Below are 26,464 nucleotides of genomic sequence, written 5' to 3'. Positions count from 1 at the left end.
CGGTTGTTACTGCGCTGCCGGTGCCTGACCCGCATCGCGCTGCCACAGGGCGTAGTTCACGCCCCCGGCTTTTTGCTCGCGGTGCAGACGCCAGTTGCCGGGCAAGCCCAACTCGGACGGGCGCAGCTCGCTTTCGGTGTAGATCCAGGCGTCATCTGTCAGCCAGCCGCGCTGCTCCAGCAGGTCGCAGGCAGGCTTGAGCAGCTCTTTGTTAAACGGTGGATCGAGGAACACCACGTCAAAGGTATCGCTCGGGGTCGCGTCCAGGTAACGCAGGGCGTCTGTTTGCTGCACCTGGCCGGTGGTGCAGCGCAAGATGCCCATGTTTTCGCGGATGTTGGAGATGGCCTCACGGTTGCTGTCCAGGGCCAGGCCCTTGGCCGCACCGCGTGACAGGGCCTCCAGGAACAGTGCGCCGCTGCCGGCGAACACGTCCAGTACTCTGGCGCCCTGAATGTACGGCGCGAGCCAGTTGAACAGCGTTTCACGAACACGGTCTGGCGTTGGGCGCAGACCTTCTACATGGGGGAAGTCGAGTTTGCGACTGCGCCATTCCCCGGCAATGATGCGTAATTGACCTGCACCTGAGTGCGATGTGTTTTTTGGCTTTGCCATTAATGCTCCGGAACCCCAAGAGGTTGCTCTGAAGGTTTGTCGGTAGGAGGTGGCAGTGGTTTTTGCGGCACGGTTGGGCCGGCGGTCACTACGACCATTTTGTCGGCGCTCAAGTGCTTGCTCATGGCGTTCTTGACTTGCTCGGTGGTCAGATTCTGGGACTGCTCGCGGAGTTTTTCCAGGTGGTCCAGCGGCAGGTCATAGAAGCCTATCGCGCCCAGTTGGCCGACGATGGCGGCGTTGCTGGCGGTCGACAGCGGGAAGCTGCCGGCAAACTCACGCTTGGCATCGTCGAGTTCTTTTTGTGTCGGGCCGTTTTTCAGGTAGTCGGCCAGGATGTCTTCGACCAGTTTGAGCGTGCCCTCGCTCAATTCGGCACGGGTTTGCAGATTGATCTGGAACGGGCCACGGGCCTCCATCGGGCTGAAGTTGGAGTACACGCCGTAGGTCAGGCCGCGTTTTTCACGCACTTCGGTCATCAGGCGCGTCCCGAAGCCACCGCCACCCAGAACCTTGTTGCCCAGCACCAGCGCCGGGTAGTCAGGGTCATCGCGGCCAACGCCCAGTTGGGCCAGCAGCAAGTGGGTCTGCTTGGACGGGAACTCGATGTGGTTGACGCCTGCTTTGGGCTCAACCGGCTCGGCGATCTTGGCCACGGCCGGGCCTTTTGGCAGGGCTGCTGACACTTGCGACGCCATGGCCTCGGCCTCGGCACGGGACAGGTCACCCACAATCGCAATCACCGCGTTACCTGCGGTGTAGGTCTTGTTGTGGAAGGCCTTGATCTGGTCGAGGGTAATAGCCGAGATGCTTTGCGCAGAGCCATCTGTCGGGTGGGCGTACGGGTGGTTGCCGTACAGGCGGCTGAACAGCTCGTTGCTGGCCAGTTTGCCGGGGTTTTGCTTCTGGACTTCAAAACCGGCCAGCAGCTGGTTTTTGATCCGCGCCAGCGAGTCGGCCGGGAACGTCGGTTTGCCCACCACTTCAGCAAACAGATTGAGCGCAGGGGTGCGTTTGTCTTTATCGCTCAGGCTGCGCAACGAGGTGATGGCCATGTCGCGGTAGGCGCCATTGCCAAACGCTGCACCGAGGCCTTCAAAGCCTTGGGCAATGGCGCTGACGTCTTTGCCGGCCACGCCTTCGTTAAGCATGGCGTTGGTCAGCACGGCGATGCCAGGCGTGTTGCCATCCTGGCTGCTGCCCGCCGCGAAGGTCAGGCTCAGGTCGAACATCGGCAGTTCCCGGGCTTCGACGAACAGCACTTTGGAGCCTTCGGCGGTTTGCCAGGTCTGGATGTCCAGCTTGCGGTTGGTCGGCGCCTTGCCGTCGAGTTCTGCCAGAGACTCAAGCTTGCGCTCGGTTTTGGCCGAATCCAGGGTTGGGCCGGCAACCGACTCGCTCGGGCTGATGAAGGAGTAGCCGAGTGCACCCACCAGAACCGCCGTGGTCAGGGCCAGCAGGGCGAAGCGTGGACCTTTACGCTCACTCATGGGTTTTCTCCTCGGGCAGTACGTGCGCAACGCTCAGACGGTCGCGAGTGAAATAGGTGCGTGCGGCCTGCTGAATATCGGCCGGGGTGACTTTTTGCAGGTCAGCCAGTTCGCTGTCCATCAGCTTCCACGACAGACCGACGGTTTCCAGTTGGCCAATCGAGGTGGCCTGGTAGGTAATGGAGTCGCGCTCGTACACCAGGTTGGCAATCACTTGAGCGCGCACACGCTCGAGTTCTTCGGCTGACGGCGGGGTCTTTTTCAGGTCGTCCAGCAGGCGCCATACACCGGCTTCCGTCTGGGCCAGGGTGACTTTTTTCTGGCTGTTAGGCATGGCTGTAATCAGGAACAGGCTGTCGCCACGGGTGAAGGCGTTGTAGTTGGACGAGGCGCCCGACACCAACTCCTCTTTGCGCTCAAGCTGCGAGGACATGCGCGCGCTGTAGCCGCCGTCCAGCAGCGCCGCGATCAGGCGCAGCGCGTTGGCGCTGAGCGGGTCTTTGGCGGTTGCGATACTCGGCACGTTGAAAGCCATCATCAGGCTAGGCAGTTGGGTCTGCACGTTGATCTTGAGCAGGCGCTCGCCGGGCGTGGCCAGTTCAAGCGGCACTTTGGCAATCGGGATGTCACGTTTTGGCACCGGGCCAAAGTAGCGCTGGGCCAGGGCTTTGACTTCATCCGGGGTTACGTCGCCGACCACCACCAGGGTGGCGTTGTTGGGGGCGTACCACTCTTCGTACCAGGCGCGCAGTTCGGCAACGTTCATGCGCTCCAGGTCAACCATCCAGCCGATGGTGGGTGTGTGGTAGCCGCTGGACGGGTAGGCCATGGCGCTGAAAATTTCGTACGCCTTGCTCATCGGCTGGTCGTCGGTGCGCAGGCGACGTTCTTCTTTAATCACCTCGATTTCGCGCTTGAACTCTTCGGGCGGCAGGCGAAGGCTGGCCATACGGTCGGCTTCGAGCTCAAAGGCAACGCCCAGGCGGTCGCGGGCCAACACCTGGTAATACGCGGTGTAGTCATCGCTGGTGAAGGCGTTTTCCTGGGCGCCGAGGTCGCGCAGGATCAACGAGGCTTCACCGGGTCCGACTTTATTGCTGCCTTTGAACATCATGTGCTCAAGGGCGTGGGACAGGCCTGTCTTGCCGGGCGTCTCGTAACTGGAACCGACTTTGTACCAGACCTGCGAGACCACCACGGGTGCGCGGTGGTCTTCGCGCACGATGACCTTAAGGCCATTGTCCAGACGGAACTCATGGGTGGGTTGCGCATCGGCGGCAAAGGCCGATAGCGGGAGCAAAACGGTGCTGAGCAACAGGCCAGCAGCGCAGCGGGCGAGATGATTCATTCGTTTTTAAACCTGTTGGGCTGCCCGCTTGGCCTTAGCGTCTGCGGGGGAGGAGGTGCTAGGATACTGATCCGTTTTACTGGCGGCCACGCCTATCAAGCCCGCCACGATCAGACAACCTGTGATCGGGCAGTATAGGAGCCGACTTGGAAGTGTGGAGGTATCCCGGTAAATTTCCTTTTTTTGCCGTATTTCCCGTTCCATGTCCGAGATAAGACGAAGTTATAGAGGTGTTTCTTTACACCCTGAATAAGCTGTGTGCGAACGAGCTGACAAAAAAACAGTCTTTTTCACACCGAATATTATTTGCCGGGGCGCCACAGTGGCGCGTCGCTACGATGAGATAGCCGTCCTCCATGTTTGGTTCCAACGACGACAAGAAGAACCCAGCTGCGGCTGGCGAGAAGAAAGGCCTGTTCGGATGGCTGCGCAGAAAACCGCAGGAAACCGTCGTTGAACAGCCAGCGCCTGCGCCTGAAGTCACCCCCGAGCCGTTGATCGAAGCCACACCGGTGGTGGTCGAGCCCGTGCCAGAAGTGGTCGCTGCCCCTGTGGTTGAAGCGGCCAAACCTGAGCCATGGCCGCCGTTGCCGGTGCCCGAGGAGCCGGTTGCCCTGGTCGAAGACGTGGAAGCGCCGCACATCGTGCCGCCGATTCCAGAGCCAGAGCCTGTGGTTGCGGTGGTTGAAGTCGTTGAGCCGGTGCTTGAGGTGGTTGAGACCCTGCCTGAGCCTGAGCCGGTTGCTCCAGCTCCAGCTCCAGCACCTGTTGCCGCTCCGGTTGCCGTGGTGGCTGCACCTGCGCCCGTGGTCCAGCCGCCTGCACCTGCTCCTGTGGCAGAAGCCAAAGTTGGTTTCTTTGCCCGCCTCAAACAAGGTTTGTCCAAAACCAGCGCCAGCATTGGCGAAGGCATGGCCAGCCTGTTCCTCGGCAAAAAAGTCATTGATGACGACCTGCTGGACGAAATCGAAACCCGTTTGCTGACGGCCGACGTGGGCGTTGAAGCGACCTCGGTGATCATCAAAAACCTGACGCAGAAGGTCGCGCGCAAGCAACTGACCGACGCCGACGCGCTGTACAAGTCGTTGCAGGACGAGCTGGCCGCCATGCTCAAGCCGGTTGAGCAGCCACTGAAAATCGAAGCCCGCAACAAGCCGTTTGTAATTTTGGTGGTCGGCGTCAACGGTGCGGGTAAAACCACCACCATTGGCAAGCTGGCGAAAAAACTGCAACTGGAAGGCAAAAAAGTCATGCTGGCGGCCGGTGATACCTTCCGTGCCGCAGCGGTCGAGCAGTTGCAGGTCTGGGGCGAGCGTAACCACATCCCGGTGATCGCCCAGCACACGGGCGCCGACTCGGCCTCGGTGATCTTTGACGCGGTGCAAGCTGCCAAGGCGCGGGGCATCGACGTGTTGATCGCCGACACCGCCGGTCGTCTGCACACCAAAGACAACCTGATGGAAGAACTGAAAAAAGTCCGCCGGGTGATCGGCAAGCTCGACGAAGAGGCGCCGCACGAAGTGCTGCTGGTGCTCGACGCCGGCACCGGGCAAAACGCTATCAACCAGGCCAAGCAGTTTAACCAGACCGTAGCCTTGACCGGCCTGGCGCTGACCAAGCTCGACGGCACGGCCAAAGGCGGGGTGATCTTCGCCCTGGCCAAGCAGTTCAATATCCCGATCCGCTTTATCGGCGTCGGTGAAGGCATCGATGATTTGCGTACCTTTGAGTCCGAACCTTTTGTTCAGGCTCTGTTTGCGGAGCGGGAGCGTCCATGATTCGTTTCGAGCAGGTCGGTAAACGCTATCCAAATGGACACGTGGGCCTGCACGAGCTGAGCTTCCGGGTCCGTCGCGGCGAGTTTCTGTTTGTCACCGGCCACTCCGGCGCGGGCAAAAGCACGCTGCTGCGGCTGTTGCTGGCGATGGAGCGCCCTACCAGCGGCAAATTGCTGCTGGCGGGCCAGGACCTGAGCCAGATCAGCAACGCGCAGATTCCTTTTTTGCGTCGCCAGATCGGCGTGGTCTTCCAGAACCACCAGTTGCTGTTTGATCGCACGGTGTTCAACAACGTCGCGCTGCCGTTGCAGATTCTGGGCTTGTCCAAGCCGGAAATCGCCAAGCGCGTGGACTCCGCGCTGGACCGCGTGTCGCTGTCGGACAAAGCCGAGCTGTACCCCGGCGACTTGTCCACCGGCCAACAACAACGCGTCGGCATTGCCCGAGCCATCGTCCATCGTCCAGCCTTGCTGCTGGCAGATGAACCTACCGGCAACCTCGACCCGCGTTTGGCGGCGGAAATTATGGGCGTATTTGAAGACATCAACCGTTTGGGCACCAGCGTACTGATTGCCAGCCACGACCTGGCGCTGATCGCGCGCATGCGCCACCGCATGCTGACCTTGCAGCGTGGCCGATTGATTGGCGACGGGGAGGCCGGGCAATGAGTGCCACTCGCAGTTCCAAGGTGTCCGAGCGTGTGGCACCCAAGGCGGCCGATCCACAGCCGCCGAAAAAGAAAAAACACGACGAAGACGACGGCCCCAGCTTTGGGATGTTGTTCCACGCCTGGGTCGAGTCGCACCGCGCCAGTCTGCTGGACAGCTTGCGCCGCTTGGGCAAGCAGCCGATTGGCAGCTTTTTTACCTGTTTGGTGATGGCCGTCGCCCTGAGCTTGCCGATGGGCTTGTCGCTGTTGCTGAACAACGTCGAGCGCCTGGGCGGTTCATGGCAGCGCGCTGCGCAAATTTCGCTGTACCTGCAAATGGATGCCAGCAACTCGCAGGGCGAACAATTAAGCAATCAGATAAAAGGTATGCCGGGGGTCGCGGACGCTGAATTCATCAGCCGCGAAAAGGCTCTGGATGAGTTCCAGCAGCAGTCTGGCTTGGGCGAAGCGCTCAAAGAGCTGCCGGACAACCCGTTGCCGGGCGTGGTGCTGGTGACCCCCAATGAGGTCGATAAAGCCACCCTTGAAGCCCTGCGCGAACGACTTTCCGAGTTGCCGAAAGTGCAACAGGCGCAACTTGATCTAGTCTGGGTCGAACGCTTGGCGGCGATCCTCAAGCTGGGTGACCGTTTTGTGTTCGGTTTGACCGTTTTGCTGGTCTCGGCGTTGCTGCTGGTGATCGGTAACACCATTCGTCTGCACATCGAGAACCGTCGGATCGAAATTGAAGTGATCAAGCTGGTCGGTGGTACAGACAGCTACGTGCGTAGGCCGTTTCTGTACATGGGCGCGCTTTACGGGTTTGGCGCCGGGATTCTTTCCTGGGGGGTGTTGGCATTCGGTTTGAACTGGCTCAACGACGCGGTTGTCGGGCTGGCGGGATTGTATGGCAGCGATTTTGCGCTGGCCGGAGTGCCGGTAGCCGATGGTCTGTCGCTATTGCTTGGCGCGGTGCTGTTAGGGTATATCGGTGCATGGATTGCAGTCGCACGTCACTTACGTGAGCTTTCGCCTAAGTAATTGCTTTATACATGTTGACCTTTTCAGCTTTTTTCGGAACTTTTTTAACAGTTTCCGGTCAACTTTCGCAGTGCTGAACTGCACGAGTTATGTGAGACGGAGGTTTATTCGTATGACCACTTCTTTGCAACCTGCGTATGCGTTGGTCCCCGGTGCGAACCTGGAGGCCTATGTCAACACGGTGAACAGCATTCCACTGCTGACACCTGAGCAGGAGCGTGAACTGGCCGAGAGTCTCTACTATGAGCAGGATTTGGGGGCGGCTCGGCAGATGGTGCTCGCCCACCTGCGTTTTGTTGTACACATTGCCCGTAGTTACTCGGGTTATGGCCTGGCTCAGGCAGACCTGATCCAGGAAGGTAACGTCGGCCTGATGAAGGCGGTCAAACGCTTTAACCCCGAAATGGGTGTGCGTCTGGTGTCGTTCGCCGTGCACTGGATCAAGGCAGAGATCCACGAGTTCATTCTGCGTAACTGGCGGATCGTGAAAGTCGCGACCACCAAGGCCCAGCGCAAACTGTTCTTCAACCTGCGCAGCCAGAAAAAACGTCTGGCCTGGCTGAACAACGAAGAGGTCCATCGCGTGGCTGAAAGCCTGGGCGTAGAGCCTCGCGAAGTGCGCGAAATGGAAAGCCGCCTGACCGGTCAGGACATGGCCTTTGATCCGGCAGCAGAAGCTGACGACGACAGTGCATTCCAGTCGCCAGCCAACTACCTGGAAGACCACCGGTACGACCCGGCGCGTCAACTGGAAGATGCTGACTGGACCGACAACTCCAACACCAACCTGCACGAAGCGCTGGAAGTGTTGGACGACCGTAGCCGTGACATTCTGTATCAGCGCTGGTTGGCTGAAGAGAAAGCCACGCTGCACGACCTGGCGCAAAAGTACAACGTGTCTGCAGAGCGTATTCGTCAGCTGGAAAAAAGCGCGATGAACAAGCTCAAACTCTCGATCGCCGCTTAACGCGACTGTCAAAAAAACGCCCCGATCTGATCGGGGCGTTTTTGTTTGTGGGCAAATACCCTGTAGGAGCGAGCTTGCCTCGCGATCTTTTGATCTTGATCTAAGACGCCTCTCACCACGCCTCTCCCGAAGGAGAGGGAACCGATTGGGGGATGCTAGAGATAGTCGGTAGCCTGTTTGCTGCGCGACGGCGCGGCGTCGAAGACGATGCGGCAGTTCCAGTTGGTTTACTCCGCCCAGGGCTTGTCGCTGCGGGAGGTGTTCAGGGTGGTGAGGTAATTGTCGCCGCCCAATTGGCGCATTTGCTGGCGAATCCAGGCAGCGCGGCTGGCCACGTAGGGCGTCGGGTGGCTGGCGCTCCAGTTACGCGGGTTGGGCAATACGGCGGCCAGCTGGCTGGCCTGCTGGCGCGAGAGGTTTTTGGCGTCGACGCCAAAGTGATGCTGTGCCGCGGCCTGTGCGCCAAACACCCCTTCATCCCATTCGGCGCTATTGAGGTACACCTCAAGGATCCGCTGCTTGGGCCACAACAGCTCAATCAACCCGGTAAACCAGGCTTCGAGCCCTTTGCGTAGCCAACTGCGGCCCGACCACAAAAACAGGTTTTTCGACACCTGCTGGCTCAGCGTGCTGGCGCCGCGCACGGTGCCGCCCTTTTCGTTATGCACGAACGCCGCCCTGATCGCGCTGAAGTCAAAGCCCCAGTGCTCGGCGAATTTCTGATCTTCGCCGGCAATCACCGCGACTTTCAGCTCGTTGGAGATGTCATCCCAGGGCCGCCAGCTGCGTTGCAGGTCAATGGGCTGGCCGTCGAACCACGATTCAACCTTGCGCTCGACCATCAGCGCGGTGCCCGGCGGCGGCACCCAGCGGAAAATCAGCACCAGCAACGCACTGCCCGCTGCAAACCACAGCAGGGCTTTAAGGACGCGATGTAGAAGATTACGCAGCATAGATGGCTTGGCCGAACCCGTTGAGCGGGCCATTATACAGACCCTGCGCTATTCGATGACCCTGAAGGGAGTGAACCATGTTGCGTGTTTTCCTGATGTTGGCCGCCTTCTTTGGCTTTACCGGCGTTGCCCTCGGCGCATTCGCGGCCCATGGCCTGAAAGGCCGCCTGAGTGAGCAATACCTGGCTATTTTTCATACCGGCGTGACCTATCAACTGGTCCACGCTCTGGCCTTGATCGGCGTCGCGCTGCTGGCAACGCAACTGCAAAGCCGGCTGGTGACGTGGGCCGGTATCTGTTTTGCGCTGGGCATTGTGCTGTTCTCCGGCAGTTTGTACGTGCTGACAATGACCGGCATCAGCAAGCTGGGGATGATTACCCCCATCGGTGGCCTCGGCTTTTTGGCGGGCTGGTTATGCCTGGGGCTGGCCGCCTGGCGCGTTAGTTAAGTCTGTAGGACGAATGGCTTGGGTCGCCCTGACTGATCGGGCTAGAATGCTGACCCCTAAAAATGATGGCAGCGTCGCGCATGCACATTCAGTTGAACGGTGAATCCTTTGAACTGCCGGACGGCGAGACCGTCGCTGGCTTGTTGGCCCTCCAGGAACTGACAGGCCGTCGTGTCGCCGTCGAGCTTAACCTGGACATCGTGCCGCGCAGCCAGCATGGCGAAACGGTGCTCAAAGAAGGCGATCAGGTCGAAGTGGTTCATGCCATCGGTGGCGGCTAGTCACCTGGCCCCGCTTCACTCCTGTCCACAGTGCACACAATCAGAAGAGGATTCCCGATGAGCAATGTTCGCAGCGACAAGCCTTTCGTGTTGGCCGGCCGTACGTACCAGTCGCGTTTGCTGGTAGGCACCGGCAAATACCGTGACCTGGAAGAAACCCGCCTGGCCATCGAAGCCTCGGGCGCAGAAATCGTCACCGTCGCTGTGCGTCGTACCAACATCGGGCAAAACCCCGGCGAGCCGAACCTGCTCGACGTGTTGCCGCCAGATCGCTACACCATCCTGCCGAACACCGCCGGGTGCTACGACGCGGTTGAAGCCGTGCGAACCTGCCGACTGGCCCGTGAGCTGCTCGACGGCCACAACCTGGTCAAACTTGAAGTGCTGGCAGACCAGAAAACCCTGTTCCCGAACGTGATCGAAACCCTCAAGGCCGCCGAAGTGCTGGTCAAGGACGGTTTTGACGTGATGGTGTACACCAGCGATGACCCGATCATCGCCCGCGAGCTTGAAGCCATGGGCTGCATCGCGGTCATGCCGCTGGCGGGCCTGATCGGCACGGGGTTGGGCATCTGCAACCCGTACAACCTGCGGATCATTCTGGAAGAAGCGAAAATCCCGGTGCTGGTGGACGCGGGCGTAGGCACTGCCTCCGACGCCACCATCGCCATGGAAATGGGCTGCGAAGCCGTGCTGATGAACTCAGCCATCGCCAACGCCCAGCATCCAATCATCATGGCCGAAGCCATGAAGCACGCCATTGTGGCGGGCCGTCTGGCGTATCTGGCCGGGCGCATGCCGAAAAAACTCTATGCCAGCGCCTCCTCGCCGCTGGATGGTCTGATCAAGTAAGAGCCACTGATGACTGAATCACTCGACACCCCAACCCTGGAAGAAGGCGACGACCGCCAGCACCGCCGCATCAAGAGCTTTGTGATGCGTGCCGGGCGCATGACCGAAGGCCAGCAACGCGGCCTGGATCAAGGCGCGCCGCTGTACGTGCTGCCGCTGGCCGATGCGCCGGTCGATTACGACCAGGTGTTTGGTCGCTCGGCCCCGCGCACCTTGGAAATCGGCTTCGGCATGGGTCACTCCCTGCTGGAAATGGCGGCGGCTTCGCCTGAGCAAGACTTCATCGGCGTCGAGGTTCACCGTCCGGGTGTGGGCGCGCTGCTTAACGGCGTGCTGACCCAAGGCCTGACCAACCTGCGGGTTTACGACTGCGACGCGATCGAAGTCCTGACCCGCTGCGTGGCTGACAACAGCCTCGACCGCCTGCTGCTGTTCTTCCCGGACCCATGGCACAAGAGCCGTCACCACAAGCGCCGCATCGTCCAGGCATCGTTTGCCGAACTGGTGCGTTCCAAGCTGAAAGTGGGTGGCGTGCTGCACATGGCGACCGACTGGGAACCGTATGCCGAGTACATGCTGGAAGTCATGAACGTCGCGCCGGGTTACCGCAACCTGGCCGAAGACGGCCAGTGCGTCCCACGCCCGGCCGAGCGCCCGGTGACCAAATTCGAACGCCGTGGCGAACGTCTTGGCCATGGCGTGTGGGATTTGAAGTTCGAGAAGTTGGCGTAAGTATTTATTAAAGTGCCGGTCTCCCCCTGCTTGGAGGCCGGTTTCTAAGCCAGACGTAACGTGATTGCCCCGATTGCAATCACGCATACGGACACGCAACGTACGACCGTGATGTGTTCTTTCAGAATCAGCCATGAGATGACGGCTGAGAACAAAATTGATGTTTCACGCAGCGCGGCCACGACGGCTACGGGGGCCTGAGTCATTGCATATAAGGCCAGCCCATAAGAAACCAGAGTGCCAAGACCTCCGACAGCACCCAAGTGCCAATTGAGCCGCAGATAGTGACGCGTCTGCGACCATTGAGTGAGTGTTGCCCAGCAGCCAATAGATGCGCCAGTAATCAGAAATATCCAGAGCGTGTAAGACGCTGGTGCTGCGGATAACCGTACGCCAATACCATCGACTAATGTGTAGCCGCTAATAACCAAAGCGTTTAATAGCGCGAGTATTAAACCTTCCCGACTCTTTTGCCCCCCGCTCCAGAGCATTATTAAAATACCCGAACAGATAATACAGACACCCAGCCAGGCAGGGTTGGACAAGGTTTCGTCGAGGAAAAGGGTACCGGCGAGAGCAACAATAAGCGGTGCCGCACCGCGCATTATTGGATAAGTTTGGCTCATGTCTGCAATGCGATAGATTCTTGCGACCAGTGCAAAATATGCGATTTGCAGTGCTGCAGACAGCGCAATATAGGGCCAGCTTTCTGGGCTTGGGGAAGGAAGAACAGGCAGTAAAACAACAGCCCATAGCGCCGCTGAAGCGGTCACCAGCACCATGGTTAATACCGTGTTCTTGCCAGCTTTAACAATGGCGTTCCATGACGCGTGTAGAACGGCGGCTACGAGGACTATTTCAAATACCGTCAGTGACATAACTAAAGCCCGTGACTGCGTAAATTACGGAAGTTTGTCTGTTCAGTAGTGCTCTTTAACTTTGGCCATGGCGTGTGGGATTTGAAGTTCGAGAAGTTGGCGTAAAAAACGCAATCCTCTGTAGGAGCGAGCTTGCCTCGCGATCTTTTAAAAGATCAAAAGATCGCGAGGCAAGCTCGCTCCTACAGGGGGGGCGGGGTTATCCGCGGCGATCTGCGACTACGCCGATCAACACCAGTACTACCAACAACACCGGCGCAAGGCTGTAGTTGTTGAATTGGCTCAGGCCGCGCTCAACCCATGGGGTGGCGTAGATCAGGGCCGCGCCGCTGCCGATCAGGCACAGCAGGGCCATCAAGGGAACGCGCAAGGCACCGGCGATGCTGCCCAGACGCTGTTCAACCCACCCTTTAAAGTCCGCACCAAACAGCACCAGCAGGCAGCCAATCAGGGCCAGGGATATCTCGGAGAGATGGCTGCGGCTCCAGCGTGACACGGTGGCAAGCAGGTCAAGTACCAAGTCCATTCGCGTTCCTTAGATCAGAAAGTGCTGTAACAAGTCGTTGAGAAACAACTGCCCTCGGGCGGTCGCCGCCAAGCGTGTCGGTTCGACCTGCAATAAGCCGCTTTGTTCTGCCGCCTGCCGTCCCTCGTTCAAACTCTCAAGAGGTAAACCGGTGCGCTGCGGGTAGAGCGATGAGTCGACGCCGTCGGTCAGACGCAAGGCGTTCATTAGAAACTCAAACGGTAGCTCTTCCGCTGTCAGGGTTTTCTCACCGGCTTGAAAGTTTTTGGCTGGATTGAGGTAGTCCTTTGGAAGACGGGTCTTCCAGGTGCGGACGATTCGGCCATCAGGATGGCTCAATTTCCCATGAGCGCCAGCGCCAATACCGATAAAGTCGCCAAAGCTCCAGTAGTTCAGGTTGTGCCGCGCCGGGCGACCTGGCTGGGCGTAGGCCGACACTTCGTATTGGGCGTAGCCGTGTTCGGCGAGCAACGCCTGGCCCGCTTCCTGGATGTCCCACAAGGTGTCGTCTTCGGGCAAATCAGGCGGCTTGTTCCAGAACACCGTGTTGGGTTCCAGCGTCAGTTGATACCACGACAGGTGTGTCGGTTTGAGGGCAATGGCCTGGCGCAAGTCGCTCAGGGCGTCCTCCAGGCTCTGATCGGGCAAACCGTGCATCAAGTCGAGGTTGAAGTTATCAAAGCCCGCCTGACGCGCCATCCCGGCGGCGCGCACGGCTTCGTCACCGTTGTGGATACGGCCCAGCGCCTGGAGTTTTTCTTGCTGAAAACTCTGGATGCCAATCGACAGGCGATTGATCCCCAGTTGGCGGTAGGCCACAAACTTTTCTTGCTCAAACGTGCCGGGGTTGGCTTCGAGGGTTATTTCGATGTCGCTGGCAAACGGGATGCGCGCTTCGACCCCCTTGAGCAAGCGGCCCAGCGCCTGGGCGCTGAACAGGCTCGGCGTGCCGCCGCCAAAAAAGATCGAGCTCAGCTCGCGGCCATAGACCGCGTGCAGGTCTTGATCGAGGTCGGCCAGCAGCGCGTCGACGTATTCTTCTTCGGGCAGCACCGGGCTTGCAGTGTGCGAGTTGAAGTCGCAGTACGGGCATTTGCGCACGCACCACGGAATATGGATGTACAGCGACAGGGGTGGCAGTTGCGTCAGCGGCGCGCGCGGCGCCTGCTGAGTAAAGCCAGCCGCACCCAGATAGAGCGGCTGTGAAGGGGTGTCATGGGTCATTTCAGGCCCAAACGCTGACGCAGCAAGTCCATGGCGCGGGCGCGGTGGCTCAACTGGTTTTTCTCGGCCGGGCTGAGTTCAGCGCTGGAGCAGTTGCGCTCCGGCACCCAAAACAGCGGGTCGTAACCAAAACCGTGCTCGCCGCTGGCCGCGTGCAGGATGCGGCCGTGCCACAAGCCTTCGCAGATAATTGGCAGCGGGTCGTCAGCGTGGCGTACCAGCGCCAGCACGCACACAAATTGCGCGCCGCGCTCGGCTTCTGGCACGTCTTTCAAGGCGTCGAGCAGCTTGGCGTTGTTCGCCGCATCGCCTTTGCCGTCGGCATAACGGGCCGAGTAAATGCCCGGTGCGCCCCCGAGAAAGTCCACCGCCAGCCCCGAGTCGTCTGCCAGTGCCGGCAAGCCCGAGATACGTGCCGCGTTGCGCGCTTTAAGAATCGCGTTTTCAACGAACGACAAGCCGGTTTCATCCGGCTCAACGCTGCTGAATTCTCCAATCGAGCGCAACTGCACCGACTCGCCGAGCATGGCCTGAAGTTCTTTGAGTTTGCCGGCGTTGTGGCTAGCCAAAACCAGTTGCGTAAGGTTAATCATTGGAGCGGAGCGACCTCTTGGGAAAATTCGATGTCTTTGGTTTCGCCGTTGACCTTAAGCTCAATGGCGAACACATAGACTTTAGCGGGCTGGACCGGGAACTGGGCGAAGTAATCAATCGCCCCCTGGTCATTGATCACCTGTTTGAAGGTGAGCGGTTTAGCTTTTTTATCACCAGTTTCGCGGTAAGTGCCCTTGATCGTGCTGGCTATTTTTTGATCATCTTTGGACAGGTTGAAGTTCAGCGCACCCAGTTGGTCACTGCGTTGCAGGCCGTACCTGGCGGTGATCTCAGGGCTCAGGAAGTTGGTCATGAAGGCGTTGTAGTTCACCACGGTGCCGCCCACCTGGGTGGCCCCCGCAGCCATCGCCTGAACGGCGAAGCACATCGACAGCAGCAGTAATCCAATCCGACCCATAGCCCTTCTCCTTGTGAACCCTGATTTAAACCGCGATTTGATGATCCTGCAGGCCAGGACTGCTGACACGGTAAATGCCAATCTCACCCAACAGGTTAGGCCATAACTTACTCGCCCATCCGTGCCGGTGTTGTTGATCTACAGCAAGGCGGTTGATCACGCGGGCTTCGCGCTCACGGCACAGCTCTTCAAAGTCTTCGAAGGTGCAGAAGTGAATGTTCGGCGTGTTGTACCAGGTGTACGGCAGAAATTCGGAAACAGGCATGCGACCTTTGCTGGCCAGATACCAGCGGCAACGCCAGTGACCGAAGTTCGGGAAGGTGATGATGCACTGGCGGCCGACGCGCAGCATCTCGTCGAGGATCCGGTCAGGGTAGTGCACCGCTTGCAGCGCCTGGGTCATGACCACGATGTCAAAGCTGTTGCTGGCAAAGTTGCCCAGCCCTTTGTCCAGGTCTTGCTCGATCACGTTGATGCCTTTGGCCACGCACTCGGCAATGTTGTCCGGGTCGTTTTCCAGGCCGTAGCCGGTGACTTGCTTGTTGTCGCGCAGCCAGCTCAGCAGTTCGCCATCACCACAACCGAGGTCGAGTACGCGGCTGCCAGCGGGGATCCAGTCTTGGATGATTTCCAGGTCGGCTCTCATGGCGTTCTCACAGGTCTATTCGGTTCATGTAATTGCTGAAGGCTTGCAGGTAGCGCGGGATCGGAATCAGGAAGGCGTCATGGCCCTGCGGTGCATCGATCTCGAGGTAGCAAACGTCTTTTTTCGCCGCCATCAGCGCATCCACCAGCTCACGCGAGCGTGCCGGCGAGAAGCGCCAGTCGGTGGTGAACGACATCACGCAAAAGCGTGCCTTGGCCCCGGCAAAGGTTTTGGCCAGGTCGTCGTTGAAGTTGGCGGCCGGGTCGAAGTAGTCCAGCGCTTTGGTCATCAACAGGTAGGTATTGGCGTCGAAACGCCCGGAAAACTCCTCGCCCTGATAGCGCAGGTAGCTTTCTACCTGGAACTCGACGCTGTGGAAGTCGTAGTTGAGGTTTTCGTTTTTCAGGCCACGGCCGAATTTTTCGCCCATGGAGTCATCGGACAGGTAAGTGATGTGCCCGACCATGCGCGCCAGCATCAGGCCACGCTTGGGGATCACGCCTTGCTCCTGGAACGAGCCGCCGTGGAACTCAGGGTCGGTGAGGATGGCCTGACGCGCCACTTCGTTGAACGCGATGTTCTGCGCGGATAATTTGGGCGCCGAAGCAATGGCCAGGCAATGGCGCAGGCGATCCGGGTAGCTGATGCTCCACTGCAACGCCTGCATGCCGCCCAGGCTGCCACCGATTACGGCGGCCCACTGGTTGATGCCCAAACGGTCGGCCAGACGGGCCTGGCTGTGCACCCAGTCTTCCACGGTCAGCACCGGGAAATCAGCACCAAACGGGCGGCCGGTTTCCGGGTTGAGGCTGCTCGGGCCGGTAGAGCCATTACAGCCGCCGAGGTTGTTGAGGCTGACCACGAAGAACTTGTTGGTGTCGATCGGCTTGCCGGGGCCGATGCAGCTGTCCCACCAGCCGGGCTTGCGCTCGTCGGCACTGTGGTAACCGGCGGCATGGTGATGCCCGGAAAGCGCGTGGCAGATCAGCACGGCATTGCTGGCCGTGGCATTGAGCTGGCCATAGGTTTCGTAAATCAGATCATAGGCAGGCAGTGAACGGCCACAGGCTAACGCCAGCGGTTCGCTGAAGTGCGCGATTTGCGGCACGACCAGACCAACGGAATCGGGGGGAAAGGCAGCTGGCATTGACCCTGCTCTCATTCAAATGAGGCGTAAGTCTAATGAGCGGGGGGCAGAGCGGCAAGCAATGCTCAAACCTCTGTAGGAGCGAGCTTGTCTCGCGATCTTTTGATGTTTTAAAAGATCGCGAGGCAAGCTCGCTCCTACAGGTTTTTTCGTTAGATCAGGCCGAACAGCACGACCGGCATGCCGACGTACATCGCCAAAGGCGGGATGACATAGCTTTGCAGCAACTGGATGACCATGAACGCCAGAATCGGCGAGATATCCAGGCCGCCCATGCTCGGCAGCATACGGCGGAACGGAGCCAGGGCGGGCTCGGTGATCTGGTTAACCAGCTCAGCGGCCGGGCTGGCGCCGCCCGGTGCAACCCACGAGAGGATCACGCTGATGATGATGGCGAAGAAGAACACCTTCAAAAACAGCGTAAACACGCCAATCAGCGCCCAGGCCAGCAGCCCGAGGATGTTGAAGGACATGTAGCTCAGCGTCAGGACCACGGCGAAGATCACCATCTGCACCAGAATGGCCAGCACCAGCGATGACATGTCCAGCCCGAACAGGCTCGGGATCACCCGGCGCATCGGCTTGAGCAGCGGTTGCGTGGCGCGCACGGTGAACTGGCACAGCGGGTTGTAGAAGTTGGCGCGGACCAGTTGCAGGATAAAACGCAGCAGCACGATCAGCAGGTAGAGGCTACCCAGGGTTTGAATCACAAAAATGGCAGCGCCATTAAGTCCAGACATCATGTGCTCCTTTATTGACCTAATTGTTCGGCCATTTCGGCCGAGCGGTGCGCGGCGGCACTCAATGCTTTTTCGACGATGGCTTCAAAGCCGTCTGCCTGGAACGACTTGATCGCCGCTTCGGTGGTGCCCGCGGGCGAAGTCACCCGGCGGCGCAGCTCAGCCGCGTCGATGCCGCTGGACACGGCCATGTGGGCAGCCCCCAGCGAGGTGTGTTGCGCCAGTTGCTCGGCCACTTCACGGGGCAGGCCGAGCTTGACGCCAGCGGCGGTCATGGCTTCGATCAGCAGGAAGAAATACGCCGGGCCGCTGCCCGACACGGCGGTCACGGCGTCGATCTGTGCTTCAGTGTCGACCCATACCACGATGCCCACGGCAGACAGCAGCTCGTCGGCTTGCTGACGCTGTTCGGCGGTCACCGAGTCAGTGGCGAACAGGCCGCTCACGCCCTTGCCCAGCAAGGCCGGAGTGTTCGGCATGCAGCGAACCAGCGGCTGTGCGCCGACCCAGTTCAGCAGGCTGGCGCTGGTGATGCCGGCGGCTACCGACACCAACAATTGATGCGGCTTGAGGTGCGGGCGCAGGTCCAGGCACACGGCTTTCATGGCTTGCGGTTTGACCGCAATCACAATCACGTCAGCGTCTTGCACGGCCTGCGCGTTGTCGGCGAATACCTCAATGCCGTGCTCGGCCGCGACCTTGGCCCGGGTCTCGGCGCCGGGATCGCAGGCGCGGATCTGTGCAGCATCCAGCCCTTTGGCCCGCAGGCCGCCGATCAGGCTGGAAGCCATGTTGCCGGCCCCGATAAAGGCAATACGCGTTTTGCTCATAACCGATCCTTATAAAAGTTGGGCGAGTGTCTCAAGCCTGGCCGTAATCGCGGGCGCCAAACAACGCGGTGCCGATACGCACCCACGTCGCGCCTTGGGCAATGGCCGACTCCAGGTCGTGGCTCATGCCCATGGAGAGTGTATCGAGCCCCATGTTCAGGCTTTGTTGCAATGATCGTACCTTGGCAAACGCGACGTCTTGCTCGGCGCGCACCTCGGTGGGTTCCGGAATCGCCATCAAACCGCGCAACGTCAAACGTGGCAACGCCTGGATTGCCGCCGCCAGGGCTGGCAGGTCCTCGGGCGTGCAGCCTGACTTGCTGGCCTCACCGCTGACATTGACCTGAATGCAGATATTGAGCGGCGGCAAGTCGGCCGGGCGTTGTTCCGAGAGGCGCTGGGCAATCTTCAAGCGGTCTACGGAATGCACCCACGCAAAATGCTCGGCGATCTCACGCGTCTTGTTCGATTGAATGGGGCCGATGAAGTGCCAACTCAAGGGCAGGTCGGTTAATTCGACCTGCTTGGCACGGGCCTCTTGCAGATAATTCTCGCCAAAATCGCGAATGCCGGCGGCGTACGCCTCGCGCAAGGCGGCTGCGGGTTTGGTCTTGCTGACCGCGAGTAAGTGAATGCTCGTTACATCACGTTGCACAGCCTCTGCCGCTGCACGGATACGCGCCTCAACCTGAGCAATGTTGCCTGCTATCGTGGACATTCAATTAAGCCCGCCGTTGGAAAAGTCTGCGGCATTCTACTGGAATTGGGAGGGGGTATGGATATCGCCGACCTGTTGGCGTTCAGCGTCAAACACGGGGCATCAGACCTGCACCTGTCAGCGGGCGTGGCGCCCATGCTGCGGGTGGACGGAGAAATACAACGTAGCGACCTGCCGGTGCTGACCCCGGCCGCGGTGCGTGAACTTATCCACAGCGTGATGAATAGCGCACAGCGTTCAGCCTTTGAATCCGCCCACGAAGCTGATTTTTCATACGCAGTGCCCGGACTGGGACGCTTTCGGGTCAATGCCTTTGAGCAGCAGCGTGGAGCCGGGGCGGTGTTTCGCAGCATTACGGCGCAAGTCCCCAGCCTGGAAGGGCTTGGGCTGGGTGAGGTGTTTAAAGGGCTCTGCGGCCTGTCACAGGGGCTGGTACTGGTTACCGGCGCGACGGGCTCGGGCAAGAGCACCACCCTGGCCGCAATGATTGATCACATCAACGCAACCCGCCAACAGCACATCCTTACCATCGAAGACCCGATTGAGTACCTGCACGCGCCCCGCCAGTGCCTGATCAACCAGCGCGAAGTGCACCGCGACACCCACAGCGTGGCGGCGGCGCTACGGGCGGCGCTGCGTGAAGACCCGGACGTGATCATGCTCGGAGAACTGCGCGACCTGGAGACCATCCGCCTGGCGCTGACGGCAGCAGAAACCGGGCACTTGGTGCTGGCCACACTGCACACCGCATCAGCAGCCAAAGCCGTCGACCGCATCATTGACGTGTTCGCCGCCGATGAAAAGGCCATGGTGCGCACGATGCTGTCTGAGTCACTGCAAGGGGTGATTGCGCAAACATTGGTCAAGCGGGTAGGCGGAGGCCGGGTCGCGGCGCACGAAATCATGCTGGCTACGCCTGCGATTCGTAACCTGATCCGGGAAAACAAAGTGGCGCAGATGGTCTCGGCGATCCAGACCGGCGCGGCTGCAGGGATGCAGACACTGGAGATGAGCCTGAAGCGGCTGAAGGAAAACGGCTTGATAGATTAGCGCCAACCCTTGTGGGAGCGGGCTTGCTCGCGATTGGATCAATGCGGTTAACAGATAAACCGCGTTGTCCGCATCGCGAGCAAGCCCGCTCCCACAGGGTTTAGCGCTGAGCGACCCGCAGGGTCTCTTTAGGCAACACACGCTTGGCGACCACGTAGTGGCTCTGCCAGTAAGGCTTTTTCAGGGTGTCGATGGTCACCGACTTGCCGCGACGCGGCGCGTGGATAAACCGGTCGTTGCCCAGATAAATGGCGACGTGGTTGACCGTGCGGCTCTTGATGTTGAAAAACAGCAAGTCGCCGGGCTTCAAATCCTTGCGTTCCACTTTTTGCCCATGGCCGCTGGCCATTTCGCTGGAACTGCGCGGCAAATTAACGGCTTTTACGTCGTTAAACGCATATTTCACCAAACCGCTGCAATCAAACCCTTTACTTGGGCTGCTACCGCCCCAACGATAAGGAGTACCCAACACATTCACGGCGCGGCTCAGTACGGCACTGCTTTGCTTGTTGGCGGCAGCCAAAGAAGCAGTGGCAATTTTGCCGGGGGCCTTGCGGTGGGCTTTACTCGCTGTTGGGCGTGATACAGCCTTGGTTTTGCTGTTAGTGGCAACATAAGGCGCACTCGCAGATGACTTTGCGGTGTAGCCAGTGAAGCCGGACGGAAGATGTTGCTCACGGTTGGTGGCGTGGGCGGCCAGTGGCATTAAAAGGCAAATGGTTAGCCATGTCTTGAATAAAGGACGCATTCGGCAGGGCTCAATGGTTATTAGCGCGAAACTTTATAACAGCTTTTTTGTCCTTTCTCAGGCCGTTTGTCGACTCGACTTCAGGGTCAAAAGGGCGTAGGACAGTGGCAAATTGTCACAGGAAAACGGTACAGGTCAGGTAGTACAAGGCTTTGAGCCATTTTTTGTAAGACACTTTTACCTGTTGCGAGACAGTAAAAAAGTCACAAAAAAAATCAGAAATTTTTTCTATCACTGGCAAAGAGGGCATTTATGAGCGGCTATCGAGACGCAACACAGCACGATACCCACAGCAAGGTGCTGGGTTATTTGCTCTGGATTTTTGGTTTTCTGGGGGCGCACCGCTTCTATTACGGCAAGCCGGTGACCGGGACGATCTGGTTTTTCACGTTTGGTTTGTTGGGGATCGGCTGGCTGATCGACTTGTTCCTGATCCCGAGCATGGACCGTGAAGCCGACCTGCGGTTTACCGCGGGGAGCACAGACTACAACGTGGCGTGGATCCTGCTGACGTTCCTGGGAGTGTTTGGCGTGCACCGCATGTACATGGGCAAGTGGATCACCGGGATCCTCTACCTGCTGACGGGCGGTTTTTTCCTGATTGGCGTGCTGTATGACTTCTGGACCTTGAACGACCAGATCTCGATTGAGAACGCTGATCGTCGTTAAGCCAACGTCAAAACCTGTAGGAGCGAGCTTGCCTCGCGATCTTTTAAACAATCAAAAGATCGCGAGACGAGCTCGCTCCTACAAAGGTCAGATGGCGCCTTAGCCCTCGTAACTGATCCGCCCATCCACCAGCGTGTAACGCACGGCGCCCGGCAGGCAGTGGCCGAGGAACGCGCAGTTGTCGCCCTTGGAGTACCACTTCTCACCGGCCACGGTTGAGGCGGCCGGGTCGAACAGCACCAGGTCAGCCGGAGCACCCACCGTCAAGCTGCCAGCGGGCAGGCGCAAAGCCTGGGCCGGGCCCGCGCTGAGGCGTGCGAGCAAGGTCGGCAAGTCCAGCAAACCGTCTTCTACCAACGTCATTGCCAATGGCAGCAGCAGTTCAACGCTGCTCATGCCCGGTTCAGTGGCGCCGAACGGTGCCAGTTTGGCGTCACGCTCGTGTGGCTGGTGATGGCTGGAAATCGCCTGCACCACGCCCGATTTCACTGCTGCACGCAGTCCGTCGCGGTCAGCGCGGGTGCGCAGCGGCGGTTGCACGTGGTACACGCTGGAGAAATCCACCAGCGCCTCATCCGTCAAAATCAGCTGATACAGCGCCACATCGGCGGTCACTTTCAAGCCGCGTGCCTGCGCCTGAGCAATCAGCGCCACACCGCGAGCACTGGTCAGCTGGCTGAAGTGCGCCCGTACGCCGCTTTGTTCAACCAGCAACAGGTCGCGGGCCAGGGCCACGGTCTCGGCGGTTTCCGGGATGCCCGGCAAACCACGGAAAGCCGCCATCGGGCCGTCATGGGCGATGCCGCCTTCTGCCAGGTCACGGTCTTGGGAATGGAAGATCACCGTCAGGTCGAACGTCGCCGCGTATTCCAGCGCCCGGCACAGGGTGCGGGTGTTGCTGAAGCTGTTGAGGCCGTTGCCGAAGGCTACGCAACCGGCGTCACGCAGGGCAATGAGCTCGGCCAGTTGCTCGCCGTCGAGGCCTTTGCTCAGGGCGCCAATCGGGAACACTTTGCAGTTGCCGGCTTCGCGGGCGCGGTCGAGGATCAGTTCGGCCACTGCCGAGGTGTCGAGCACCGGCTTGGTCTGTGGCGGGCAGCACAGGCTGGTCACGCCACCGGCCGCAGCGGCACGGGTTTCGCTGGCGATGGTGCCTTTGCGGCTGTAACCCGGCTCGCGCAGGGCGACGTTCAGGTCAACCAGCCCCGGTGCGGCTACCAGGCCTTTGGCGTCGAGGGTCTGGCTTGGGGTGAAGCCGGCAGGTGCGGCGCCTATGGCGACGATTTTGCCGGCTTCCAGGTGCAGGTCGGTGATTTGATCCAGTTGGCTGGCAGGATCGATGACGCGGGCGCCGAGAATGCTGAGTTTCACTGGGCCTTCTCCTGTTCGATTTGGCGCTGGGCGGTTTGCCCGCTCATGGTCATGGACAACACCGCCATGCGCACCGCGATGCCGTAAGTCACCTGGTTGAGGATCACCGAGTGCGGGCCGTCGGCCACCGCCGACTCAATCTCCACGCCACGGTTGATCGGGCCGGGGTGCATGACGATGGCGTCTGGCTTGGCGCCCGCCAGGCGTGCGGTGGTCAGGCCGAACAGGCGGTAGAACTCGCCCTCGCTCGGCAGCAGGCCACCGGCCATGCGCTCTCGCTGCAGGCGCAACATGATCACCACGTCGACGTCTTTCAGGCCTTCGTTCATGTCGGTGTACACCTTCACGCCGTATTGCTCGATCCCGATCGGCAACAGGGTTTTCGGCGCGATCACGCGGATGTCCTTACAGCCCAGGGTTTTCAGGGCGATCATGTTCGAGCGCGCCACCCGTGAGTGCAGAATGTCGCCAACAATGGCCACAGAAAGGTTTTCAAAGCCGCCTTTGTGCCGACGAATCGTGAGCATGTCGAGCATGCCCTGGGTCGGGTGCGCGTGGCGGCCGTCGCCGCCGTTGATGATCGCGACCTGCGGGCATACGTGCTCGGCAATAAAGTGCGCGGCGCCCGAGTCTCCGTGGCGCACCACGAACATGTCAGCGGCCATGGCTTCCAGGTTGCGCAGGGTGTCGAGCAGGGTTTCGCCCTTGCTCGCCGACGAGGTCGACACGTTCAGCGTGATCACGTCAGCCGAGAGGCGCTGGGCGGCCATTTCGAACGTGGTACGGGTGCGGGTCGAGTTTTCAAAGAACACGTTGCACACGGTCTTGCCGCGCAGCAGCGGGACTTTTTTAACCGCTCGGGCGCCGACTTCAAGGAACGAGTCTGCGGTGTCGAGGATTTCAGTCAGCAACTCGCGGCTTAACCCGTCGAGCGACAGGAAGTGGCGCAGCTGGCCCTGATCATTGAGCTGTAGCGGGCGCTTGGCGTCTGGAGGCGTCATCGCAATGGTCTCTTAAAGGGCGGGTTCTAGAGATGAATCTTGAAGTTCGAGGGTCAGCGGCTCCGGGCCGGACAATTTCACCCGCTCGGTGGGCTTGAGTGACAAGGTCGCACCGACCACGTTCGGGCGGATCGGCAGCTCGGCGGCGTTCAGGTCCAGCAGGCTGACCAGGGTCACGCTGGCCGGGCGGCCGTAGTCGAACAGCTCGTTGAGCGCGGCGCGGATGGTGCGGCCACTCATCAGCACGTCATCGATCAGCACCAGGTGCTGGCCTTCAATTTCGAATGGCAGGTCCGAGGGGCGCACTTGCGGATGCAGGCCGTTCTGGCTGAAGTCGTCGCGGTAGAACGACACGTCCAGCGTGCCCAGCGGCGAGTCGCTGCCCAGCGCGCGCAGCAGCGCCTGAGCAACCCAGATACCGCCCGTGCGAATGCCGATAAAACGCGGCTCGGTGATGCCGCGACGTTCCAGATGGGTTTTGAGGTCAACGGCCATCTGGGAGATCAGTTCAGTGGGGACAGGCAATATCATGGTGGCTCCTTAACAGGCCCGCGTGGCAAAGCGTGCGGCGGCGGGCGCAAACAATGGGGCGCGTCAGTGAGGCAAACGCAGCGTCAGGCTTGAGGTGGTGCCGGGTGTTCGTCGAGCCAGCCTTGCAGCACCAATTTGGCGGCGATGGCATCGACGGGGTTGTCGCGATAACTGCCACGCTGGCCGCCCTGAGAACGGCGTTCGCCCTTGGCTTCGAAGGTCGTAAGGCGTTCATCGTGGGTAAACACGGGCAGATTGAAGCGGCCATTGAGGCGGTTGGCAAATTTTTGCGCGCGGGCGCAGAACTCGCTCGGGGTGCCGTCCATGTTCAGCGGCATGCCGACCACCATGGCGTCGGGCTGCCACTCTTTGATCAGCTTTTCGATCTCTTCCCACTTGGGAATACCGTTTTCGGCTTTCAGGTTGCACAACTCGCGGGCCTGGCCGGTGACCATCTGGCCCACGGCGACACCGATGGAGCGGGTGCCGTAGTCGAAACCCAGCAATAAACGAAGGCTAGCCATCAGGAATGGCCTGCTTGACTGGTTAACAAATTGAGGTTTACTCCCAGGTGTTTGGCGGCCGCGTCGAGGCGATCATCGCTGGAGGTTGCAAACAGAATGTCGCTTGAATACGGGCAGGTCAGCCAGGCGTTGTCGGCCAGTTCGGCCTCCAGCTGGCCGGCGTCCCACCCGGCGTAGCCCAGGCAGATCAGGCTGCGCTGCGGGCCGCGACCGTCAGCAATGCTGAACAGAATGTCGACCGAAGTGGTCAGGGCCAGCCCGTCCTGCAGCTCGACCGTGGCGTCAAAGTTCATCGTGGCGGGGTGCAAGACAAAACCGCGATCAACCATCACCGGGCCGCCGCCGTAGACCGGAATGTGTTGGCATAGAGGCGACGAAAGCACATCGGGGCGCAACTGCTCAAGAATGTCCGCCAGATTCAGATCCATCGGGCGGTTGATCACCAGCCCCATGGCCCCATTGGCCGTGTGTTCGACGATATACGTCAACGTGTGGGCAAAGTTAGGGTCGGCCATATGTGGCATGGCCATCAGCAATTGGTGCTTGAGGTACGTTGGCGTGTGCTTTTTCATGGGCGTAAGTGTGGCGCTGACAAGGTGAACTGACAAGTTGGCGGATGATAAAAGCCTTTGTAGTCGCTGCCGAAGGCTGCGATGGGGCGCGCAGCGGCCCTCTGCTTTTGAATCAACAACGAAGCTCCTGCGGACCTTATCGCAGCCTGCGTCAGCGACTACAGAGTTCTGCCAAGGTTAATTACTCGACAACTGATCCCCCGGGCCGAAGCGCCAGGTACGAATGATCTCCAAACGGTCGATATCGGCCAGGTCGCCGGTAAACGGTGCAAAAGGCGCTGCCAGTCGTACAATGCGTTGCGCGGCCTGATCCAGCAGCGGTTGCCCGGAGGACTCAAGCACCAGCACCTCGTGCAACGAGCCGTCGCGGTTGATCGACACCAGCAGGCGCAATTTGCCGTAGATTTTTTCGCGGCGGGCCTGCTCGGGGTAATTGAGGTTGCCCACGCGCTCGATTTTCTTGCGCCAGTCTTCTTTGTACCAGGCGCCTTTGTCGCGCATGGTCGAGGCCGCGCTCATGCGGTAGATCTTCGGGCGCTTGGCATACAGCTGCTGCTCGTTGGCCAGTTCGGCTTCGAGGCTGGAAATCTCGCTGGACAGCTGCGAGCTGTCGAACGTCGGAATATTGGCCTTGGGCGCCGCCTCAGTCTTGGTTTTTTGCGGCTCGCTCGGGGCTTTTTTAGGCTTGGGCGCCACGGTGGTCACGGCTGCTTTGGGCGCGGCCTTGGGTTGCTCCGGCTTGGCGGCCGGGGGCGGGGTGACCTTTTTGACGGTGTTGTCCTGGAACGGCGCCACTTCAGTGGTCTTGGGCACGGCTTTTTTGTCCAGCGTGCCGCTGCCTTGCTGATTGTCCTGTGCCAAAAAGTCAGCTTTCTCCGGGGCTTTTTCGCTCTTGAACGTCGAGAGGGTAATTTCCAGGGTTTTGCTGATTGGCTTGGGCTCGCTGGCGCTGAAACCCACGCCCACAATCACCGCGATATGCAGCAGGGCTGCGATAAACAGGGCAAAACCCAGGCGATCAGCTGCGCGCACGCCGGTGTGGCGCAGTTCAGGGGGCAGGTCGCTGGGGAGTGTCATGGCAAAAAGACCAACATCGCGGGTTTCACAGGCTGCGCATGATAG

General features: G+C 59.9%; 31 protein-coding genes. 10 read left to right on the top strand and 21 right to left on the bottom strand.

The window, feature by feature from the left end:
* Positions 1-6: 6 nt before the first annotated feature.
* From rsmD to TU84_RS16965, 3 genes are read right to left on the bottom strand one after another with little or no spacing between them, the layout of a single operon-like run.
* Positions 7-615 (bottom strand): 16S rRNA (guanine(966)-N(2))-methyltransferase RsmD, encoded by a 609-nt coding sequence (gene rsmD / locus TU84_RS16975; RefSeq protein WP_048370993.1) that lies wholly within the window; start codon positions 613-615, stop codon positions 7-9.
* On the bottom strand, positions 615-2,105 hold the full coding sequence (locus tag TU84_RS16970; RefSeq protein ID WP_048370992.1) for a M16 family metallopeptidase: 1,491 nt from the start codon (positions 2,103-2,105) through the stop codon (positions 615-617). The genes rsmD and TU84_RS16970 overlap by 1 nt, the downstream gene beginning before the upstream one ends.
* Positions 2,098-3,453 (bottom strand): M16 family metallopeptidase, encoded by a 1,356-nt coding sequence (locus TU84_RS16965; protein WP_048370991.1) that lies wholly within the window; start codon positions 3,451-3,453, stop codon positions 2,098-2,100. The genes TU84_RS16970 and TU84_RS16965 overlap by 8 nt, the downstream gene beginning before the upstream one ends.
* 356 nt (positions 3,454-3,809) lie before the next feature.
* Here TU84_RS16965 and ftsY point away from each other — a divergent pair, with 356 nt between their 5' ends.
* The 4 genes from ftsY (at position 3,810) to rpoH (ending at position 7,888) form a co-directional block, all read left to right on the top strand.
* Positions 3,810-5,231, top strand: a complete 1,422-nt coding sequence (gene ftsY / locus TU84_RS16960; protein WP_048370990.1) for a signal recognition particle-docking protein FtsY — start codon at positions 3,810-3,812, stop codon at positions 5,229-5,231.
* Positions 5,228-5,899 carry a cell division ATP-binding protein FtsE gene (ftsE, locus tag TU84_RS16955; protein ID WP_048370989.1) on the top strand — a complete coding sequence of 224 codons (672 nt, stop codon included), beginning with the start codon at positions 5,228-5,230 and terminating at the stop codon, positions 5,897-5,899. The genes ftsY and ftsE overlap by 4 nt, the downstream gene beginning before the upstream one ends.
* A complete protein-coding gene (gene ftsX / locus TU84_RS16950; RefSeq protein WP_048370988.1) occupies positions 5,896-6,921 on the top strand; it encodes a permease-like cell division protein FtsX in 1,026 nt (341 codons plus the stop codon). The genes ftsE and ftsX overlap by 4 nt, the downstream gene beginning before the upstream one ends.
* A gap of 112 nt (positions 6,922-7,033) precedes the next feature.
* Positions 7,034-7,888: an RNA polymerase sigma factor RpoH gene (gene rpoH / locus TU84_RS16945; protein WP_048370987.1), complete on the top strand. Its 855-nt coding sequence runs from the start codon at positions 7,034-7,036 to the stop codon at positions 7,886-7,888.
* Between the two features lie 227 nt (positions 7,889-8,115).
* Here the strand turns inward: rpoH and mtgA are convergent, their stop codons facing one another.
* Complete coding sequence (gene mtgA, locus TU84_RS16940) at positions 8,116-8,874, bottom strand: monofunctional biosynthetic peptidoglycan transglycosylase (RefSeq protein ID WP_082148745.1); 759 nt, start codon at positions 8,872-8,874, stop codon at positions 8,116-8,118.
* Positions 8,875-8,918: 44 nt separating this feature from the next.
* Here mtgA and TU84_RS16935 point away from each other — a divergent pair, with 44 nt between their 5' ends.
* The 4 genes from TU84_RS16935 (at position 8,919) to trmB (ending at position 11,155) form a co-directional block, all read left to right on the top strand.
* A complete protein-coding gene (locus TU84_RS16935; RefSeq protein WP_048370985.1) occupies positions 8,919-9,290 on the top strand; it encodes a DUF423 domain-containing protein in 372 nt (123 codons plus the stop codon).
* 80 nt (positions 9,291-9,370) lie between these two features.
* Entirely contained in the window at positions 9,371-9,571 is a 201-nt protein-coding gene (gene thiS, locus TU84_RS16930; RefSeq protein WP_048371198.1) for a sulfur carrier protein ThiS, read from the top strand.
* Between the two features lie 57 nt (positions 9,572-9,628).
* Positions 9,629-10,423 carry a thiazole synthase gene (locus tag TU84_RS16925; protein ID WP_048370981.1) on the top strand — a complete coding sequence of 265 codons (795 nt, stop codon included), beginning with the start codon at positions 9,629-9,631 and terminating at the stop codon, positions 10,421-10,423.
* A 9-nt stretch (positions 10,424-10,432) separates the two neighbouring features.
* Positions 10,433-11,155: a tRNA (guanosine(46)-N7)-methyltransferase TrmB gene (gene trmB / locus TU84_RS16920; protein WP_048370979.1), complete on the top strand. Its 723-nt coding sequence runs from the start codon at positions 10,433-10,435 to the stop codon at positions 11,153-11,155.
* A 44-nt stretch (positions 11,156-11,199) separates the two neighbouring features.
* Here the strand turns inward: trmB and TU84_RS16915 are convergent, their stop codons facing one another.
* The 10 genes from TU84_RS16915 to TU84_RS16870 form a co-directional block, all read right to left on the bottom strand.
* On the bottom strand, positions 11,200-12,033 hold the full coding sequence (locus TU84_RS16915; RefSeq protein ID WP_048370977.1) for a DMT family transporter: 834 nt from the start codon (positions 12,031-12,033) through the stop codon (positions 11,200-11,202).
* Between the two features lie 199 nt (positions 12,034-12,232).
* Complete coding sequence (locus tag TU84_RS16910) at positions 12,233-12,559, bottom strand: DUF3392 domain-containing protein (protein WP_019409176.1); 327 nt, start codon at positions 12,557-12,559, stop codon at positions 12,233-12,235.
* Between the two features lie 9 nt (positions 12,560-12,568).
* Entirely contained in the window at positions 12,569-13,783 is a 1,215-nt protein-coding gene (gene hemW / locus TU84_RS16905) for a radical SAM family heme chaperone HemW (RefSeq protein ID WP_048370976.1), read from the bottom strand.
* The gene (rdgB, locus tag TU84_RS16900) at positions 13,780-14,376 is read right to left on the bottom strand and encodes an RdgB/HAM1 family non-canonical purine NTP pyrophosphatase (protein ID WP_048370975.1); all 597 of its coding nucleotides are present in this window, start codon (positions 14,374-14,376) and stop codon (positions 13,780-13,782) included. Before rdgB ends, hemW begins: the two co-directional genes overlap by 4 nt.
* Positions 14,373-14,795, bottom strand: coding sequence for a DUF4426 domain-containing protein (locus TU84_RS16895; RefSeq protein ID WP_048370974.1), 423 nt, complete (start codon positions 14,793-14,795; stop codon positions 14,373-14,375). Before TU84_RS16895 ends, rdgB begins: the two co-directional genes overlap by 4 nt.
* 25 nt (positions 14,796-14,820) lie before the next feature.
* On the bottom strand, positions 14,821-15,441 hold the full coding sequence (metW, locus tag TU84_RS16890; protein WP_048370967.1) for a methionine biosynthesis protein MetW: 621 nt from the start codon (positions 15,439-15,441) through the stop codon (positions 14,821-14,823).
* Between the two features lie 7 nt (positions 15,442-15,448).
* Positions 15,449-16,588 carry a homoserine O-succinyltransferase MetX gene (metX, locus tag TU84_RS16885; RefSeq protein WP_048370965.1) on the bottom strand — a complete coding sequence of 380 codons (1,140 nt, stop codon included), beginning with the start codon at positions 16,586-16,588 and terminating at the stop codon, positions 15,449-15,451.
* A gap of 152 nt (positions 16,589-16,740) precedes the next feature.
* Positions 16,741-17,328, bottom strand: coding sequence for a YggT family protein (locus TU84_RS16880; protein ID WP_048370963.1), 588 nt, complete (start codon positions 17,326-17,328; stop codon positions 16,741-16,743).
* Positions 17,329-17,339: 11 nt separating this feature from the next.
* Positions 17,340-18,158, bottom strand: coding sequence for a pyrroline-5-carboxylate reductase (proC, locus tag TU84_RS16875; RefSeq protein WP_048370961.1), 819 nt, complete (start codon positions 18,156-18,158; stop codon positions 17,340-17,342).
* Positions 18,159-18,189: 31 nt separating this feature from the next.
* Positions 18,190-18,876 (bottom strand): YggS family pyridoxal phosphate-dependent enzyme, encoded by a 687-nt coding sequence (locus TU84_RS16870; RefSeq protein WP_048370958.1) that lies wholly within the window; start codon positions 18,874-18,876, stop codon positions 18,190-18,192.
* A 57-nt stretch (positions 18,877-18,933) separates the two neighbouring features.
* Here TU84_RS16870 and TU84_RS16865 point away from each other — a divergent pair, with 57 nt between their 5' ends.
* On the top strand, positions 18,934-19,926 hold the full coding sequence (locus tag TU84_RS16865; protein ID WP_048370956.1) for a type IV pilus twitching motility protein PilT: 993 nt from the start codon (positions 18,934-18,936) through the stop codon (positions 19,924-19,926).
* A 100-nt stretch (positions 19,927-20,026) separates the two neighbouring features.
* On the opposite strand, the gene TU84_RS16860 is transcribed toward TU84_RS16865, so the two are convergent.
* Positions 20,027-20,674 carry a C40 family peptidase gene (locus TU84_RS16860; RefSeq protein ID WP_048370955.1) on the bottom strand — a complete coding sequence of 216 codons (648 nt, stop codon included), beginning with the start codon at positions 20,672-20,674 and terminating at the stop codon, positions 20,027-20,029.
* A gap of 252 nt (positions 20,675-20,926) precedes the next feature.
* Here TU84_RS16860 and TU84_RS16855 point away from each other — a divergent pair, with 252 nt between their 5' ends.
* Positions 20,927-21,343, top strand: coding sequence for an NINE protein (locus TU84_RS16855; protein ID WP_048370954.1), 417 nt, complete (start codon positions 20,927-20,929; stop codon positions 21,341-21,343).
* A gap of 99 nt (positions 21,344-21,442) precedes the next feature.
* Here the strand turns inward: TU84_RS16855 and TU84_RS16850 are convergent, their stop codons facing one another.
* The 6 genes from TU84_RS16850 to TU84_RS16825 all read right to left on the bottom strand — a co-directional run bounded on the left by TU84_RS16850 (position 21,443) and on the right by TU84_RS16825 (position 26,419).
* Positions 21,443-22,714: a dihydroorotase gene (locus TU84_RS16850; protein WP_048370953.1), complete on the bottom strand. Its 1,272-nt coding sequence runs from the start codon at positions 22,712-22,714 to the stop codon at positions 21,443-21,445.
* A complete protein-coding gene (locus TU84_RS16845) occupies positions 22,711-23,715 on the bottom strand; it encodes an aspartate carbamoyltransferase catalytic subunit (RefSeq protein ID WP_048370951.1) in 1,005 nt (334 codons plus the stop codon). Before TU84_RS16845 ends, TU84_RS16850 begins: the two co-directional genes overlap by 4 nt.
* Positions 23,716-23,727: 12 nt before the next feature.
* Positions 23,728-24,246, bottom strand: coding sequence for a bifunctional pyr operon transcriptional regulator/uracil phosphoribosyltransferase PyrR (gene pyrR, locus TU84_RS16840; RefSeq protein ID WP_048370948.1), 519 nt, complete (start codon positions 24,244-24,246; stop codon positions 23,728-23,730).
* Between the two features lie 83 nt (positions 24,247-24,329).
* Positions 24,330-24,770, bottom strand: coding sequence for a Holliday junction resolvase RuvX (gene ruvX / locus TU84_RS16835; RefSeq protein WP_048370946.1), 441 nt, complete (start codon positions 24,768-24,770; stop codon positions 24,330-24,332).
* On the bottom strand, positions 24,770-25,342 hold the full coding sequence (locus TU84_RS16830) for a YqgE/AlgH family protein (RefSeq protein WP_048370944.1): 573 nt from the start codon (positions 25,340-25,342) through the stop codon (positions 24,770-24,772). Before TU84_RS16830 ends, ruvX begins: the two co-directional genes overlap by 1 nt.
* Before the next feature lie 177 nt (positions 25,343-25,519).
* Entirely contained in the window at positions 25,520-26,419 is a 900-nt protein-coding gene (locus TU84_RS16825; protein ID WP_048370942.1) for an energy transducer TonB, read from the bottom strand.
* Between the last annotated feature and the right edge of the window lie 45 nt (positions 26,420-26,464).

The organism is Pseudomonas helleri (assembly GCF_001043025.1).
Lineage (GTDB): Bacteria > Pseudomonadota > Gammaproteobacteria > Pseudomonadales > Pseudomonadaceae > Aquipseudomonas > Aquipseudomonas helleri.
Note: the sequence above shows the minus strand (reverse complement) of the source record. Positions and strands in the feature narration are given on the sequence as shown.